This window comes from Streptomyces sp. NPDC093109, assembly GCF_040701725.1.
Classification (GTDB): Bacteria; Actinomycetota; Actinomycetes; order Streptomycetales; family Streptomycetaceae; genus Streptomyces.
In genome coordinates this window covers 49428-63005 of record NZ_JBFBEZ010000022.1, presented here as the reverse complement: position 1 = coordinate 63005, position 13578 = coordinate 49428, and the positions used below count along the sequence as shown (strand labels likewise).

The window sequence follows — 13578 nt, the reverse complement described above, 5'->3', positions numbered from 1 at the left end:
CGGCTCGCGACGCCCGGCACGGCACCTCGCCGCGTTGTCGGACTCGGCCGAGTACGTCCAGTACGAGGCCGATCCTCCGCCTTGCGATGCACCGCACCGGACGCCGCGAGCCCACGGCAAACCTTTCCGGCCACAGCACTGGCTACCCCGACAATGAACGGGTGAGCCACTCCTATCGCGTACTCGGCACGACCCGGGCCCTCCGTCAGGACGGCACCGAGGTGCCGCTCAGCGGCGCGCGGCTGCGGGCGCTGCTGACCGCGCTGGCCGCTTCCGGCGGCCGGGCCGTCACCACCGGACAGCTGGCGGGCCAGGTGTGGGACGGGCCCGACGACCCGCCCGCCGAGGAGACGGCGGCCCTCCAGGCGCTGGTGGGGCGGGTACGGCGGGCCCTCGGCCGGGAGGCCGTCGCCTCCGTTCCCGGGGGTTACCGGCTGACCGCCCGGCGGGACGACATCGATCTCTTCCGTTTCGAACGGCTCGCGGCCGAGGGCGCCGCCGCGCTCGCTACCGGCGAGCCCGAGCGGGCGGCCGGGATCCTGGACGAGGCGCTGGCGCTCTGGGACGGGCCCGCGCTGGCCGACCTCCCCGGCCGCGCCTCCGACTTCCGGGCGGTACGGGCCGAGCGCGCCCGCCGCGAGGCCCGGCGCGCCCGCCTCGCCGCCGAGGCCGAGCGAGGCCGACCGCAGGAGGCACTGGCCGGTCTCGCCGCGCTCGCCGCCGAACACCCGCTGGACGAGCCCCTCCAGGCCCTGCGGATCCGCACCCTGCGCGCGGCCGGCCGGCCCGCCGAGGCGCTCCAGGCGTACGACGGCGTACGGACCGGCCTCGCCGACCGCCTCGGGACCGGCCCCGGCCCCGAACTGCGCGCCCTCCACGCCGAACTGCTCGCCGACGGCGTGCCCCCGCCGCCCGCGACGGTGTCCGTACGGAACGGCACACCGAACACACGGGATACGGCGGGCGCACCGGGCACGCGCGACATGGCGGGCGCGGTGGGTGTCGCGGCTCCCAGGGCCCTCGGTAACCTCCGGGCCCCGCTCACCTCGTTCGTGGGCCGCGAAGCCGAACTGGCCGGGCTCGCCACCGCGCTCCGTACCGTACGGCTGGTCACCCTGACCGGCGCCGGGGGCGCGGGCAAGACCCGGCTGGCGCTGGAGGCAGCCCGGGCCGGGGCGGAGGCGTGGCCCGACGGGGTGTGGCTGGCCGAACTGGCGCCCGTACGGGAAGCGGCGACCGTCGCCGAGACCGTCCTCACGGCGCTCGGCGCCCGCGAGACGGTGATCCAGGGCGCGGCGGCGGCCGACGGCCCCGCGCCGACGGATTCGTTGCTGCAACTCGCCGAACACTGCGGCCGGCGGCGGGCGTTGATCCTGCTGGACAACTGCGAGCAGGTGATCGGCGCCGTCGCCGAACTGGCCGAGGCCGTGCTGACCCGCTGTCCCGGGGTGACCCTGCTGGCCACCAGCCGTGAGCCGCTCGGCGTCCCGGGGGAGACCGTACGGACCGTGGGCCCGCTGCCCAAGGACATGGCGCTGCGGCTTCTCGCGGAGCGCGGCGCCGCCGCCCGTACGGGGTTCACCCCCGACGACGACCCGCTCGCCTGCGCCGAGATCTGCCGCCGCCTCGACGGCCTGCCGCTCGCCGTCGAACTGGCCGCCGCCCGGCTGCGGGCGCTCGCCCCGCGCCAGATCGCCGACCGGCTCGACGACCGCTTCCGGCTGCTCGGCCCGGGGAGCGGCCGGCGGACCGCGCTGCCCCGCCAGCAGACCCTGCGTGCCGTCGTCGACTGGTCCTGGGAGCTCCTCACCGAAGAGGAACGGACCGTGCTGCGGCGGCTGTCGGTCTTCTCCGGCGGCTGCGGCCCCACCGAGGCCGAGGCCGTGTGCGGACAACCGGCGGGGACCGGCGACGACGGCACACTGGGGCTGCTCGCCTCCCTCGTCGACAAGTCGCTGCTCGTCGCGGAGCCCGCGTCGGCGGAGGGAGCGGAAGGCCTGCGCTACCGGCTGCTGGAGACCATCGCCGAGTACGCCGCCGAGCGGCTGGACGCGGCGGGGGAGCGCGCGGCCGTGGCCCGCCGCCACCTCGTCGTCTACCGGGAGTTCGCCCGCACCGGCGACCTGGAGCTGAGGGGCCCCGGACAGGTGGGCATGCTGGACCGCTTCGAGCGGGAGCACGACAACCTCCGCACCGCCCTGCGTACGGCCGTCGACCACGGGGAGGAGCAGGAGGCGCTCTGCCTGGCGCTGTCGATGAGCTGGTTCTGGCAGCTGCGCGGCCACCGGAGCGACGCGCACACCTGGTCGGTCGCGGCGACGGCCCTCGGCCCCGACCCCTTCCGGACGCCGGTGCGGCCCGCCGTGCCGCTCGTCGAACCGTCGACGGCGCAGCCGCCGCCCTGGGCGGCCGAGCGGCTGTGGGAGGCCAGACGAGGGGTACGGCTGCTCATCCTGTGGAGCGACGAGGCGGACCCCGGCGAGCTGGAGCTGCCCCGCGCCCGGTCCCGGCTGCGCGCGGTCATCACCGCGTACGGGTCCGGGCTGCCGCAGAACTGCCGTCAGCCGGGTTCGCTGTGGTTCTTCGCCCGGCTGCTGACGGGGGAGCTGCGGGGGATCGAGGAAGCCATGGACGCCCTGGTGTCGGCGTGCCGCGCGCAGGCGGACGCCGAGAGCCGGGGCGGTGACGGTGAAGGCGAGGGCGCGGGCGGGAGCATGGACTGGGATCTCGGCCTGGCGCTGATGCTGCGCTCCAAGCTCCACGACGACCGGCCCGACGGGCTGGACCGGTCGGCGCGCGACGCGGACGAGGCGCTGACCCTGTTCGAGCGCACGGGAGACCTCGTCGGCATCGCCGAGTCGCTCGCGGCACGCGCCGAGACATATGAGCGCCAGGGCCGGTACGACGCGGCGGCTCTCGACTTCGAGCGTGCCATGGAGAGTTGCGCGCGCGTGGGCGCACACGGGCAAGTGCCTCTCTTCAAGGCCCGGCTGGCCTCCGTACGGCTGGCGGCGGCGCCGGACCCGGCGGCGCGGGCGGCTGCCGAACAACTGCTGGTCGCGGCCGTCGAGGAGGCGGCCCGGGGCAGGTGCCAGGCCGTCGGCGTGGCGCGGCTCCTGCTGGCCAGGCATTACGCGCACACCGGCAGGCGGCAGGCCGCGCGGAGCCAACTGCGCGCGCTGGAACCGCTTGCCGCGTCCGCCGGGCAGACGCTGCTGGGCGGCGCGGTCGCGGGCACGCACGCCTGGCTCGACTGCCTGGACGGGCGGTACGAAGAGGCGCGGGCACACGCCCGCGAGGCGGTACGACGGCTGGACGGCCTGGGCCATCTGGTGGCCCCGCACCTGATGGCCCAGCAGTTCGTCTGCGCCGCCTGGGCCAAGGCACGCCTGGGGGAGGCGGCGGACGCGGCCCGGCTGCTGGGCGCGTACGCCGGCCACACCGACCGGTCCGATGGCCCGGGACTGCGGCCCTTCCCGTCCCCGGCCGACCCGGAGACCCTCGCCCGCGCCGAATCCGCGGTCCGCGCCGCACTGGACGAACGCGGGCACGCCCGCGCCCGCGCGGAGGGCGCCGCGCTCCCGGTGAGGGAGGCGGCGGCCCTGATCTGACGTCCGACACGAGCGGAGCCCCCTGCGCGCCCGCCCCCTTACGCGCCCGCCGCCCGCTCCCGGGCCTCCGCGAGGTCCGCTTCCGTCGGCGCGTCGTCCTGGGTCAGCGACCGACGCCAGTATCCGGAGAAGTGGACCGCCCGCTTGTCGATCCCGCGCTCCTCGACGAGATGGCGCCGGAGCGCCCGGACCGTACCCGCCTCGCCCGCGAGCCACGCGAGGGCCGAGCCCTCGGGGAACACCGCGGCGCGCACCGCCGCGAGCAGCGGAGCGCCGGGAGCAGCGGGAGCGCCGGGAGCGGCGGGAGCACCGACACCGCCGGCCGGAGCGGGCCCGCGGTGCAGCCAGCGCACTGTCACCTCGCCCGTCGTGACGAAGCGCTGCTCCTCCGCGGCGTCCGCCACCTCGATCCAGGCCAGCGCGCGGGCACCCTCGGGCAGCGCCTCGATCAGGGTGCCGATCGCGGGCAGGGCCGTCTCGTCGCCGGCCAGCAGCATCCAGTCGGCCGTGCCGACCGGTACGGGCGTGGCGAAGTACGCGGACGGCCCGAACATGCCCAGGACATCACCGGGCGCGGCGGTACGGGCCCAGCGGGTCGCGGGTCCCGGGGCGTCGGCCGCCCGATCCTCCTCGTCGTGCAGGACGAAGTCGATGTCGATCGTGCCGCGCGGCAGGTCGTGCGCGCGGACCGTATAACTGCGCGCCCAGGGCCGTTCCGCTTCGGGGATCGCCAGGAACGCGCCGTACCAGCGCAACACCTCCCCGGCCGGCCCCGACCCAGGCCCCGTCCCCGACCCCGACCCAGTCCCCGCCCCCGACTCCGTTTCCGCCGCCGGGAGCCGGGGAACGCACTGTCCCGGCCTCGGGAAGTACAGCTTCACCTGCTGGTCGGGCCCGGCCGCCGCGAAGTCCGTGAGGTCCGGACCGCCGAAGGTCACCCGGGTCATGCGCGGGGAGATCCGCGCGACGCCGGTCACCTCGACGGTCCGGACCGGCAGCGCTCCGGCCGGCGGGTGTCCGGCGCCGGGCACATCGGTGTGATCGCCGCTTCCGGTGTGTTCGGTGTGTGCCTTGTGTCCGGTGTGGTTCTTGTCGGTCATAAGGACCACGCTGACAGCCCGCGCCGACACGGGACCGACAGCACACCTACACGCGTCGGCTACAGGGCCTCGTCTACGCGGCGTCGTCCGCCGCGACCGCCTCCAGCGCGTCGGACACCGCGTCGAGGAAGCGGGCGTGCGCCCGGTGGCTGACCGGCGCCTCCGGATTCCACGGCACGATCCGCGCGCTCTCCTCAAGGGCCCGCCAGTCCGCGTTGGCCAGGAGTGCGTCGCGCGGCGCCGCGTTCGCCCGGACGTCCGCGAGGACGATGCCGGGGGCCAGTGCGGCGGCCTCGGACCACGGAGCCGTACGCCAGTTCGCCCCGCCGTCCTCCGCCGGCTCGATCAGGGCCACGCCCAGCTCGGTCAGGGCCCGCAGATCGGGCCAGGTCCCCGGCCGGGCCAGATACGCGGACTCCGGTCCCGCCGCCGACAGGGCCAGCACCCCGGGGCCGCCCGGCCGCGCCGCGACCACCGCGCGCAGCCGGTCCTCCGCGCGCTCCAGCTCCGCCTCGGCGGGCCGGACCGGCGTACGCAAGGAGCGGGCCAGCGCGGAGAACCGGTCCCGCACGCCGTCGAGCGAGCGGTCCTTCCCCACCTCGATGACGACCACCGGAATCCGCTCCTCCAGATGCTTGGCGGCCTCCGGGTCGATCCCGTACACCTGTCCGCCGCCATAGCTGACGGCGACGATCAGATCCGGCTCCGCCGCGTGGAGCGCGTCCAGATCGAGGGCGCTGCCGGCGCCGAAGTGGCGCAGCTCGGCGAGGGGAAGCTCGCCGGCCTTCGCCGGATCCGGAGTGTCCCCGTCATGGTGGGAACCGAAGATGCCCAGCGGACGCAGACCGTGGTCCCACAGCGTCGCGCCCGCCTGTATATAGGCCACCACGCGTACCGGGTGGTGGTCCGCCACGGTCAGATGGCCACGGTCGTCCGTGAACTCCCAGCTGATGCCCGGGTTCATGCCTCGCCTCGTTCCGCTTGTGTTGGTGCGGTGTCCTGAACGCGTATCCGTACGTGGGTTCGTACGGGGCGCCACCCACTCTCTGCCCACCGGGGGGCGCGCGGACTCTTCCCGCGCGCCAGGGAAATCAGCGGGAAAGACCGGGAACCGCCGCGAAACGCCGGTCACACCTCATGGCTCGATCAGACCGGCCCGGATCGCGTAGCGCGTCAGCTCCAACCGGTCGCGCAGACCCAGCTTCTGGAGCAGGTTCGCGCGGTGCCGCTCGACGGTCTTGACGCTGATGAGTAGCATCCCGGCGATCTCCTTGGAGGTGTGCCCCTCGGCCACCAGCTTGAGGATCTCCTCCTCGCGCGGGGTGAGGGCGCTGTCGGGGATGCTGTCGCCCTGCCGTACCCGGTCGAGATAGTTCCTGATCAGGGCCGTCACCGCGCCGGGGTAGAGGAACGGCTCGTCGCGCATCGCGGCCCGGCACGCCTCCACCAGGTCCCGGTCGGCGACGGACTTGAGGACGTAGCCGCTGGCGCCGGACTTCAACGCCTCGAAGAAGTACTGCTCGTTGTCGTACATCGTCAGCATCAGGATGCGGAGCTCCGGCTGTAGCCGGGAGAGTTCGCGCGCGGCCTGAAGACCGGTCAGCCGGGGCATCGCGATGTCAAGGATCGCCAGGTCGGGACGGTCGGCGCGGGCCATCTCGATGGCCTCGGCGCCGTCGCCCGCCTCCGCGACGACCGTCAGATCCGGCTCGTTGTCGAGGATGAGCCTGACTCCCCGCCGGACCAGCGCGTGATCGTCCGCCAGAAGGATGCGGGTCTTGCGCGGCGTTTCGGTCATGGTCGGTTGTCCCCGTCTCCGTTGAACCGGTCGGCCCGGTCCAGCCTGTCGGCCGTGTCAGCCGCGTCGGCCGTGTCGGTCGTGCCGGTCGTGTCGGTCTCGTCCTCGTCGGTCGTGTCGAGCACCGCGCTGATCGGGACGCGCAGCCGTACGTCCGTACCGCCGCCCGGTTCCGGCCCCCGCTCCACGGACACCTCGGCGCCGATGAGCAGGGCGCGCTCCCGCATCCCGAGGATCCCGGCGCCCTCCGTCGCCGTACCGATGCCCTTGCCGTCGTCCCGGAGCAGCAGCTCCACCCCCGAGGGCGTACGCCGGAGCGCCAGCTCGACCCGGTGGGCGTCGGCGTGGCGGACGATATTGGTGAGCCCCTCCTGTGCGACCCGGTAGAGGACCAGCTCGACATCCTCGCCCAGCGGCGGCAGTTCGCTGTCGAAGCCGCACCGGACCGACAGCCGGCTGTGGGTCGTGATCTCGTTGGTGAGCGCCTTGAGCGCGCTGATCAGCCCCAGCTCCTCCAGCACTCCCGGGCGGAGCCGGCGGGCGATCCGGCGGATCTCGTCGAGGCTGCCCCGGGTGGTCTCCTGCACATGGTGCAATTCGGCCCGGAGCGGTGCGGGCGCCCGGTCGGCGACCCGTTTCAGTTCCAGCAGGACGGCCGTGAGGGTCTGCCCGATCTCGTCGTGCAACTCCTGCGCGATCCTGCGGCGTTCGGCCTCCTGGGCGGAGAGCGCGCGCCCGCTGCTGGCCGCCCGCTCAGCTTCGAGCCGGTCCAGCATGGTGTTGAACGTCATGATCAGCTCGGCGATCTCGCCGTGCCCCGAGACCGCGGGACGGCGGCCGGGACGCAGCAGATCGGTGGTGGTCATGGCCCGGGTGAGCCGTTGCAGCGGGCTGAGCCCGATCCTCAGCAGCGCGGCGTTGGCGACGAGCATGGCCGCCAGCCCCAGCGCCATGATCAGCGCCTCGGTCAGCAGGACGGGGGCGGAGATGGTGACCGGGCCGAGCAGCAGCAGCGCGGTCGCCGCGAACAGCACGGCCGCGTTGAGCAGGAAGATCCGCCAGAACAGGGACACGTACAGGACCTCCTCTCAGTGGATGGCCCCCCACTATCGCCCGCCCGGCACGCCATGGGTGCCGTACCCCACCCGTCTACATGTCGTACACCCCCGGATGTGGGTGCTGGTGCCGATGGTCCGCGGGTGGGTCGGTGGGCGAGGGTGGAGGGGCGGACGGGCGTACGGGCATACGCGGCGGAGCGGGCAGGGCGAGACACACAGGGCAGCGGAGACAGGACAGCGGGACGGGCAGGGCAGGCAGGGCAGGCAGGGCAGGGCAGCGGGGCGTAACAGCAGGGGAGGACGGCCATGGCGACGGACGAGGACCGACGGCTCGGTGACCTGGCGGAGCGGCTGGGCCAGGACGACCCCCGGTTCGCGCACGCGATGCGCACCGGAACCCCGTGCAGCCCGCGCGAGTACCGCAGGGGCGCCGCCTGGACCATGCTGGCCGTAGCGCTCGGCGGGCTCGCCCTCGGCATCGCCATGGGCCACGGGCTGCTCATCGCCGGCGGGCTGGTGCTGGCGGGAGCCGCCGCACACCGCTTCGACCCCGACCGCGGCCGGGTCCGGCAGGGGATCGCACCGCCGCCGAACTAGTGCCCCTCCCGGCAAGCTTTGCCCCGTCGCGCCGCCCAGCACGCACGCTCGCCGCGTTGGCCAAAAGCCCAGGTAGCTCCCTCCCCAAGCTCTCGGCTCCGCTCGAGCAGGGGAGACCCCATCCCAGAACTTCCGGCCGCCTTGCGAGAGCGCTCGGCATCCGGAGGATGAATCAAAGTGCCGAGGCGGAGTGAGCGAAGCGAGCGCAGCGCACCGGACGATGCTCCTTTCGGGGCAAACATTGCCGGTCGCGGCACTAGTCCGTATCCCACTGCCGTCCCACCGCCTCGCGCGCTCAGGGCCTCGTTACCGAGGCCCTTTTCGTCGTATAGCGTGCCAATAAGCACATTTTATTTTACGTTAAAATGGCGTGTGGCTGACCAACGCTTCCTTGAGCGATGGTCTCCCCATTACCCGGATCTCCGGGCTGACGGTCGGTTCACGCGGGGGCGGAGGGGCGGTTCCACAGTGCGCGCTCCCCAGTTGATCCGCCGTACCCGGTCGGCCGAGGCCGTGTCGATCCCGTCGAGGGTGCCCTTACCGGTGCTTCCCCGCGGCGCATGATGGAGAATCCCTGTCCGGTGGTGGGCAAAACATCCAGCCCTGCCGCCCGGTCGCCGCTCCCCGGAGGCCGTCATGCCCGTACACCGCACGCCCACGCCCGCATGGAGCATTTCCTATGGAGCCCACAGCTCACGTCAGCAAGACCGCCCTGCCCGGGGTCGGTACCCGCTACGACCTGAACACCGAAGCGGGGAAGCACCTGTCGGTGGTCGTGCACCAGGACGGGCGGCGCATTCTCGCGTTTCACGACCCCGAGGACGACGACAACTGCCGGGACGCCGCGCCGCTGGCACCGCACGAGTCGAACGCGCTCTCCAAGCTTCTGATGCCCGACCCCGTCGCGCATCTGCACCAGCACCTCGAGATCGACCTGCTCACCGAGCACATCCCGGTCACCAAGCGGTCCCCCTACGTGGGCCGGACGCTCGGTGACACCCAGGTGCGCAGCCGCACGGGCGCCTCCATCGTCGCCGTGCTGCGCCGCACCGATGCCTTTCCCTCGCCCACCCCGGACTTCCGCTTCGCCCTGGGGGACACGCTCGTCGTCGTCGGAACCCGGGAAGGCGTGGACGCCGTCGCCGAACTGATCACCGGAGGATAAAGCGCCCGTGCACGAAACCACCGAACTGCTCATCGAACTCGGGGCCATCATCCTCGCCCTGGGGATCCTGGGCCGGCTCGCCGGCCGTGTGGGCTTCTCCGCCATCCCGCTCTATCTGCTCGCCGGGCTCGCCTTCGGCCACGGCGGCCTGCTCCCGCTCAACGCCAGCGAGGAGTTCGTCGCCACCGGCGCGGAGATCGGCGTCATCCTGCTGCTGCTCCTGCTCGGTCTGGAGTACAGCGCCTCCGAGCTGGTCTCCAACCTGAAGACCCAGTACCCCTCGGGCATCGTCGACTTCGTACTGAACGCCGTGCCGGGTGCCGTCGCCGCGCTGATCCTGGGCTGGGGCCCGGTCGCGGCGGTGGCCCTGGCGGGCGTCACCTGGATCTCGTCGTCGGGGGTGATCGCCAAGGTCCTCGGCGATCTCGGCCGGCTCGGCAACCGTGAGACCCCGGTGATCCTCGGCGTCCTGGTGATAGAAGACCTCGCCATGGCCGTCTATCTGCCGCTGCTCACCGCCCTGCTCGCCGGGCTCAGCCTCGCGGGCGGCAGCCTCACCCTGCTGATATCGCTCGGTACGGTCGGCGCGGTGCTCTATCTGGCCCTGCGGCACGGTCGGCTGATCAGCCGCGCCGTCTCCTCCGACAACCCCGAGATGCTGCTCCTGGTCGTCCTCGGCCTGACCGTGCTGGTCGCCGGGGTCGCGCAGCAGCTCCAGGTCTCGGCGGCGGTCGGCGCGTTCCTCGTCGGGATCGCGCTCTCGGGCGAGGTCGCGGAGGGCGCGCACAATCTGCTCGCGCCCCTGCGTGACCTGTTCGCCGCGGTCTTCTTCGTCTTCTTCGGGCTGAACACCGACCCGGCCGCCATTCCGCCGGTGCTCGTCCCCGCGCTCATCCTGGCGACCATCACGACGCTCACGAAGATCGGAACCGGCTGGTACGCGGCCAAGCGGGCCGGTGTCAGAACGGCGGGCCGCTGGCGCACCGGCGGCACGCTGGTGGCGCGCGGCGAGTTCTCCATCGTCATCGCCGGGCTCGCCGTCGGCGTGGAGCCGCGCATCGGGCCGCTGGCCACGGCGTACGTTCTGATCCTGGTGATCCTCGGGCCGCTGGCCGCCCGCTGGACGGAGCCGCTGGCCCGGCGTCTGACGCGCAAGCCGGCGCCGGCGTCCGGCCCCGTGGCGGCGGCTGCGGCCGGCGCGGACTCCGCCGTACCGGAATCGTCCGTACCGGAGACGGCCGGGGCGTCCCTGGAGACCGTGGAGACCGTCAAGCCGGAACCCACCGACGCTGCGCCCAGCCACGGTTGACGATCCCGGGGTTCGCGTACGGGGCACAGGACGCGCGCCCTGCGCCCTGTGCCCCTGCCGAACCGGCCACCGGCCGACATGCGGCCGGGGCCCGGCCGGAGCTAAAATCTACAGGAGTGTAGAAGCTCCCGGCAGATGGTGTCCGCCAGATGGTGTCCGGGAGATGGCGCCCGGGAGATGGCGTCGGAACCACCGCGCGCGGCCTCAGTAGCATGGGCTCTTCGTCCCGTGGCGCGGCCACGCGGCCGGAGGGAGGCGATCGACCGTGAGGGCACAAGGGAGTCCGAGCCGGAATCCGAGCGACAGCCCGAGTCCGGGGCCCGGCCCGCATCCGCATCCGCAGCATCCGCATCCGCACCCGGACGAGCGTCCCCGCAGGCGGGGCCAGGGCAAGCTGGAGGCCCAGGTCCTTGCCGCGCTGAGCGACGCCCCCGGTCCTGTCACCGCGGCCTGGGTGCACGGGCGGTTCGGCGGAGATCTGGCGTACACGACCGTCATGACCATCCTCACCCGGCTCCATGCCAAGCGCGCCGTCACCCGCGAGCGCGCGGGCCGCTCCTTCCAGTGGCGCGCGGCCTCGGACGAGGCGGGTCTCGCCGCGCTGCGGATGCGCAGGGTGCTGGACGCGGAGGCGGACCGCGGCGCCGTACTGGCCCGGTTCGTCACCACGCTCTCACCCGATGACGAACGGGTGCTGCGCGACCTGCTCGGACTCCCCGAGGACGGCGACATGGACGGCGACATGGACAGCGGCATGGACGGCGGCATGGACAGCGACACGGCCGGTGGCGCGGCCGGGGCGGAGGGCTGAGAGGCCAGTGGGTGTCTTCGTCTATCTGCCGCTCGTCCTGCCGCTGACCGCCCTGCCGGTCGCGCGCCTCGCCGCGTACCGTCTCCATCCCCGCGTCGCCACCCGTCTGCTCGCCGCGTTCGCCGCCGTCCTCGCGGTGTGCAGCACGCTCTGCCTGGGGCTCCTGGTGGTGGTCGGCACGGCGCAACTGGCCGGAAACCCGCTGCCCGACGCCTGGTCGGACCCCGAGGTCCGGCGGGCGGTCCCGTACGACGGGATCACCGGCAAGGCGGCCATTGTGGCCCTCGCCGCGGTTGCCGTGGGCTGTGCGGAGGCGGCTCTGCGCCATCGCCGTGTACGCCGCCGGGCGCAGCGGGCGCTGGCAGGACTGCCCGCCGGGGAACTCGCCGTCGTGACCGACGACGCTCCGTACGCCTACGCGCTGCCGCTGCCGCTGCCGCTGCCGCTGCCTCGGACGGGGACACGGGCGGCACCCGACGGAAGCGACGCCCGTACCGCGACGGCGGCCCGCACGCGCGGCCGGATCGTCGTGTCCACGGCCATGCTCGCGTGCCTCGGCCCCCGGGAACGGGCGGCGCTGGTCGCGCACGAGCGCGCGCATCTCGCCGGGGGCCACCACCGGTTCCTGCTGACCGTACGGCTCGCCGCGCGGGCCAATCCGCTGCTGCGCCCGCTGCGGGCGGCGGTCGCGTACACCAGCGAACGCTGGGCGGACGAGGAGGCGGCGCGGGCCACCGGGGACCGTACGGTCGTGGCACGCGCCATCGGCAAGGCCGCGCTCGTCTCCCGGGGCACCCCGACCCCGACCCTGGCGGGTGTCGCCGGCCCGGTCACCGCGTCCGGCACCGGCGCCGGCCCGGTGCCGCGCCGGGTGGCCGCCCTGCTGGGACCCGCCCCGGCGGCGGTGCGCTGGCCGCCGGTGTTCACCGCGGTGGGGCTGGCCGTATGGGCGGCGGCGGTCGGAACGCTCGGCTCCGCCCTCTCGTCGGCGAACGCCGCCGTCACGCTCGTCCTCGTCCTGCGGGCCGCCACCCAGCTGTGACGTCCGCGGCCACCGGCGTGCGTGACGTGATCACTGCTTTCGGTACTGATACGCCTCCGATGCCGCTGCCTCCACCGCGTCCAGATTCCCGCCCGCCGAGGCCGTGACCAGGGCGGCGACCGCTCCCTCGACGAAGGGCGCGTCGATGAGCCGTGCCCGCGCCGGGAGTTCGTCGCCCTCGGCGAGCATCGCCTTCACGGTGAGCACGGCGCTGCCGAGATCCACGAGGATCGCCACCCCCGCGCCCCGGTCCACCTCCGCCGCCGCGGCCGCGATCAGCTCGGAACTCGTGCCGAGCCCGCCGTCGGGGGTGCCGCCGGCGGCCGCGACGGGGGCGGTACCACCGCCGCCCGTCAGCCCCTGTGCCAGCGCGGCGACGGCCGTGGCGAGCGGGCCGCTGTGGGACACGAGGACGATGCCGACCGGCGCCTCGACGCTCATCCGGCCACCTCCGCGGCACCGGCGAGAGCGCCGATCAGCAGCGCGGACGAGGTCGCGCCCGGATCCTGGTGCCCGATACTCCGTTCACCCAGATAGCTCGCCCGGCCCTTGCGCGCCTGGAGCGGTACGGTGGCGAGGGCGCCCTCCTCGGCGGCGCGCGCCGCCGCCGAGAACGCGGAGTCCGACGACGGAGCGGAACCGAACGCCTCGACCGCCGGCTCCAGCGCGTCCAGCATCGTCTTGTCCCCGGCCTGCGCCCCGCCCAGCTGCGCCACGGCCGCGACGCCGGTGCGCAGCGCCTCGGCCAGCTGCGCGGGGGTGACCTCGGCCGCGTCCCCGAGCGCCTTGCCCGTACGCCGCAGGAGCGTCCCGTACAGCGGCCCGGACGCGCCGCCCACCGTGGAGATCAGCCGCCGTCCCGCCAGCGTCAGCGCGGCGCCGGGCGTGGCCGGCGGCTCCTCTTCGAGACTGGCCGTGACGGCGCGGAAACCGCGCTGGAGATTGCTGCCGTGATCGGCGTCGCCGATGGCCGAGTCCAGCTCCGTCAACAGGTCCGCCTCCCGCTCCACGGCGACCGCGGTGGCGGTCAGCCAGCGGACGAAGAAAGCCGTGTCGAGCGTCCGGTCCATCGCGATCTCCTCGCCCC

At 74.0% G+C, this 13578-nt stretch carries 12 protein-coding genes; 6 read left to right on the top strand and 6 right to left on the bottom strand.

Annotation, left to right across the window (positions count from 1 at the left end):
• Positions 1-161: 161 nt before the first annotated feature.
• Positions 162-3611, top strand: coding sequence for a BTAD domain-containing putative transcriptional regulator (locus AB0389_RS21700; protein WP_366397081.1), 3450 nt, complete (start codon positions 162-164; stop codon positions 3609-3611).
• Between the two features lie 38 nt (positions 3612-3649).
• Here AB0389_RS21700 and AB0389_RS21695 read toward each other — a convergent pair whose 3' ends face one another.
• From AB0389_RS21695 to AB0389_RS21680, 4 genes are all read right to left on the bottom strand, one after another.
• Positions 3650-4711 (bottom strand): siderophore-interacting protein, encoded by a 1062-nt coding sequence (locus tag AB0389_RS21695; protein ID WP_366397080.1) that lies wholly within the window; start codon positions 4709-4711, stop codon positions 3650-3652.
• Positions 4712-4784: 73 nt separating this feature from the next.
• Entirely contained in the window at positions 4785-5675 is an 891-nt protein-coding gene (locus tag AB0389_RS21690) for an ABC transporter substrate-binding protein (protein WP_366397079.1), read from the bottom strand.
• 171 nt (positions 5676-5846) lie between these two features.
• On the bottom strand, positions 5847-6509 hold the full coding sequence (locus AB0389_RS21685) for a response regulator transcription factor (protein ID WP_366397078.1): 663 nt from the start codon (positions 6507-6509) through the stop codon (positions 5847-5849).
• Positions 6506-7582 (bottom strand): HAMP domain-containing sensor histidine kinase, encoded by a 1077-nt coding sequence (locus AB0389_RS21680; protein WP_366397077.1) that lies wholly within the window; start codon positions 7580-7582, stop codon positions 6506-6508. The genes AB0389_RS21685 and AB0389_RS21680 overlap by 4 nt, the downstream gene beginning before the upstream one ends.
• A gap of 291 nt (positions 7583-7873) precedes the next feature.
• Between AB0389_RS21680 and AB0389_RS21675 the strand changes: the two genes are divergently transcribed.
• The 5 genes from AB0389_RS21675 (at position 7874) to AB0389_RS21655 (ending at position 12491) form a co-directional block, all read left to right on the top strand.
• Positions 7874-8164, top strand: a complete 291-nt coding sequence (locus AB0389_RS21675) for a DUF3040 domain-containing protein (RefSeq protein ID WP_366397076.1) — start codon at positions 7874-7876, stop codon at positions 8162-8164.
• Between the two features lie 679 nt (positions 8165-8843).
• A complete protein-coding gene (locus AB0389_RS21670) occupies positions 8844-9329 on the top strand; it encodes a TrkA C-terminal domain-containing protein (RefSeq protein ID WP_366397075.1) in 486 nt (161 codons plus the stop codon).
• A gap of 7 nt (positions 9330-9336) precedes the next feature.
• A complete protein-coding gene (locus tag AB0389_RS21665; RefSeq protein ID WP_366397074.1) occupies positions 9337-10638 on the top strand; it encodes a cation:proton antiporter in 1302 nt (433 codons plus the stop codon).
• 394 nt (positions 10639-11032) lie between these two features.
• The gene (locus AB0389_RS21660) at positions 11033-11449 is read left to right on the top strand and encodes a BlaI/MecI/CopY family transcriptional regulator (RefSeq protein ID WP_366397144.1); all 417 of its coding nucleotides are present in this window, start codon (positions 11033-11035) and stop codon (positions 11447-11449) included.
• Between the two features lie 7 nt (positions 11450-11456).
• On the top strand, positions 11457-12491 hold the full coding sequence (locus AB0389_RS21655; protein WP_366397073.1) for a M56 family metallopeptidase: 1035 nt from the start codon (positions 11457-11459) through the stop codon (positions 12489-12491).
• 30 nt (positions 12492-12521) lie between these two features.
• Here the strand turns inward: AB0389_RS21655 and AB0389_RS21650 are convergent, their stop codons facing one another.
• Positions 12522-12932 carry a PTS fructose transporter subunit IIA gene (locus tag AB0389_RS21650; RefSeq protein WP_366397072.1) on the bottom strand — a complete coding sequence of 137 codons (411 nt, stop codon included), beginning with the start codon at positions 12930-12932 and terminating at the stop codon, positions 12522-12524.
• A complete protein-coding gene (gene dhaL / locus AB0389_RS21645) occupies positions 12929-13561 on the bottom strand; it encodes a dihydroxyacetone kinase subunit DhaL (RefSeq protein WP_366397071.1) in 633 nt (210 codons plus the stop codon). Before dhaL ends, AB0389_RS21650 begins: the two co-directional genes overlap by 4 nt.
• Positions 13562-13578 lie beyond the last annotated feature (17 nt).

Coding starts and splice junctions, on each gene's coding strand:
- AB0389_RS21695 (WP_366397080.1), bottom strand. CDS start 4,711: ATGACCGACAAGAACCACACCGGACACAAGGCACACACCGAACACACC.
- AB0389_RS21690 (WP_366397079.1), bottom strand. CDS start 5,675: ATGAACCCGGGCATCAGCTGGGAGTTCACGGACGACCGTGGCCATCTG.
- AB0389_RS21685 (WP_366397078.1), bottom strand. CDS start 6,509: ATGACCGAAACGCCGCGCAAGACCCGCATCCTTCTGGCGGACGATCAC.
- AB0389_RS21675 (WP_366397076.1), top strand. CDS start 7,874: ATGGCGACGGACGAGGACCGACGGCTCGGTGACCTGGCGGAGCGGCTG.
- AB0389_RS21670 (WP_366397075.1), top strand. CDS start 8,844: ATGGAGCCCACAGCTCACGTCAGCAAGACCGCCCTGCCCGGGGTCGGT.
- AB0389_RS21650 (WP_366397072.1), bottom strand. CDS start 12,932: ATGAGCGTCGAGGCGCCGGTCGGCATCGTCCTCGTGTCCCACAGCGGC.
- dhaL (WP_366397071.1), bottom strand. CDS start 13,561: ATGGACCGGACGCTCGACACGGCTTTCTTCGTCCGCTGGCTGACCGCC.